This is a genomic window from Candidatus Cloacimonadota bacterium, assembly GCA_011372345.1.
Lineage (GTDB): Bacteria > Cloacimonadota > Cloacimonadia > Cloacimonadales > TCS61 > DRTC01.
Genome location: DRTC01000559.1, coordinates 1 through 2,415, shown reverse-complemented (window position 1 = coordinate 2,415; position 2,415 = coordinate 1). Strand labels below are relative to the sequence as shown.

The 2,415-nt window shown below is 38.6% G+C and carries 2 protein-coding genes; one reads left to right on the top strand and one right to left on the bottom strand.

Annotation, left to right across the window (positions count from 1 at the left end):
• The first annotated feature begins 368 nt into the window (after positions 1–368).
• The gene (locus ENL20_10720) at positions 369–740 is read left to right on the top strand and encodes a VOC family protein (GenBank protein HHE39027.1); all 372 of its coding nucleotides are present in this window, start codon (positions 369–371) and stop codon (positions 738–740) included.
• Positions 741–1,074: 334 nt separating this feature from the next.
• On the opposite strand, the gene ENL20_10715 is transcribed toward ENL20_10720, so the two are convergent.
• Positions 1,075–2,217 carry an acyl-CoA dehydrogenase gene (locus tag ENL20_10715; protein HHE39026.1) on the bottom strand — a complete coding sequence of 381 codons (1,143 nt, stop codon included), beginning with the start codon at positions 2,215–2,217 and terminating at the stop codon, positions 1,075–1,077.
• Between the last annotated feature and the right edge of the window lie 198 nt (positions 2,218–2,415).

Genomic DNA, 2,415 nt, shown 5'->3' with positions numbered 1-2,415 from the left:
ATCGGGATGCATTTTATTCCTAAAGATGCCAAAATAAACGCTTCTCTCGGTAGTTCAAAATTCGATATGTCATCTATCGATTGGAAAGAAATCATCAATATGGCTTCCTCCGGAGAAGTCGGAGATCTGTTCTTTATGGAAATCGAAGAAGATGACGGAACTCCGACTACGATCAGGATTTTCGTGGAGTAGCTCACGGCAAAGATGCGAAGAACGCAAAAGAAAAACCTGCAAAATGTAGCACAGAATTGTATTCTGCGGAAAAGCAATTTCTTTCACAATAGGAATTTTAAAATTAGTTCCCATCATTTGATTTGACTCAAACAGATCAAATAATTATTTTGCTTTTGAAATTATATTTGGAGGTAATTATGAAAAACACGATCGTCTGGTTTGAAATCCCGGTAACTAATTTCGATAGAGCTAAAAAATTCTATGAAGAATTATTAGGATTAGAACTTCAAGTTGATGAAATGGGCGGAGCAATGATGGGCTTTTTTCCGTTGGAAGGAGAAGGTGTTACCGGAGCAATCGTCAAAGGTGAAGGCTACGAACCTGCTGACAAAGGAACATCAGTCTATTTCAATTGCGAAAATGATCTGCAGCCGGTTCAGGATAGAATCGAACCTGCTGGTGGAAAAGTAATTGTTCCTAAAACCTTGATCATGGAAGATATTGGATATTTCTGCCTGTTCTTAGATACTGAAGGAAATAAAGTTGCTCTCTGGTCGAAAAAGTAATTTGCCACAGAGACACGAAGAACACAGAGGAAAAACATATATTCTAATCCACCGTAATCTTTTAACTTAACTCATCCAGCAACTGCCGGATAAGTCAGTTTCTGTTTTATTTGAAAAAAGATTACCTATAATTTTTGAAATAGAACCAAACTGAAATTTATCAAATAATAAAAGCGGGACTAATCCCGCTTTTTTATTTATTTCAGAACAACTGGATCATTGTTTTATCAAGACCTAACAGATGATTGAGGAACAATGAGTTATCCCGTATATCCTGTAATCCTGTCTGTTCTTATCTTCCCTTTTTCCCGATTCAACCAATTCAACTTTCTTCCTACTTCATTATCCCTTTAGAAATCACAAGTCTTTGCACCTGGTTTGTGCCCTCGTAAATCTGGCAGAGTTTCACATCCCGCATGATCTTCTCAACCGGATAATCCTTGGAATAACCTTCTCCAGCCATAACCTGTACTGCATTTGTCGCAACTTTCATAGCCACATCTGAAGCATACATTTTGGACATTGCTGAAAGAATTGAAATATCTTTCTGACCTGTATCATACGCCCAGGCTGCACGCCAGGTCAACATTCTTGCAGTTTCGATTTCTGTTGCCATTTCCGCCAACATAAAACCGACAGCCTGATTAGCAGCGATCGGTTTTCCAAACTGAATTCTGTTTTTTGCCCAATCTTTTGAAATTTCATAAGCAGCTCTGGCAGCTCCTAAACTCAATGAAGCAACTCCGGTTCTGGTACGATCAAAAGTTTTCATGGCAATGATGAATCCGCGACCTTCTCCACCCAGCATATTTTCTGCGGGAATTTCTACATCGTGATATTTTATCTCATTTTGAACAGATGCCCGTTGACCCATTTTATCCAATTTCGAGACAATTTCGATTCCTGGTGAGTCGGTCGGAATAATAAAAGCAGTCAGGCTTCTTGCTCCTCTTTCCGGATTAGTTAAAGCAAAAACAGTGTGAAGACAGGCAACTTCCCCATTTGTAATAAATCTTTTGTGTCCATTCAGGATGTATTTATCACCTTTCTTGATGGCAGTGGATTTGATACCCGCTACATCCGAGCCTGCATTCGGTTCCGTTAAACAGTAAGCAGCAACTCCCTGCCGTTCATTGATAAAGCTGAAAAATTTCTGCTGTTGCTCATCATTTCCTACTAATAATAAAGGTGTCAGAGCCAATGTATTCGCATCGATACAAATTCCAATGCCGATACAACCAGCTCCCAGTTCTTCTGAGGCGAGCGAACCATCCAGGATTCCATAACCATTCCCGCCAAACTTCTCCGGAATTGGACCATTCATCAAACCTTCTTTATAGGCTTCTTTAACGATCTCCCAGGGAAATTCGCACGATTCATCATATTTCATCCGATTCGGAACAACCCATCTCTGCACAAAATCATAATACTTTTCTCTGATTTCCTGCTGTTTGCCTGTTAACGAAAAATCAATCATTATTCTCCTCCTGAATTATTTTCGCGGTTATTGATTAAATGTTGGTTTCTGATGTCAAATAAAAAATGTTTTGGTTAAGAACATAACTTTGTAAATTGATTAAAAATATAATTGGAAACAGGAAAAGGAAACGGGAATTCAGAAAATTGAAATGCAAAATAAAAAATCTCTGTGATCTCTGTGACTCTGTGGCTAATT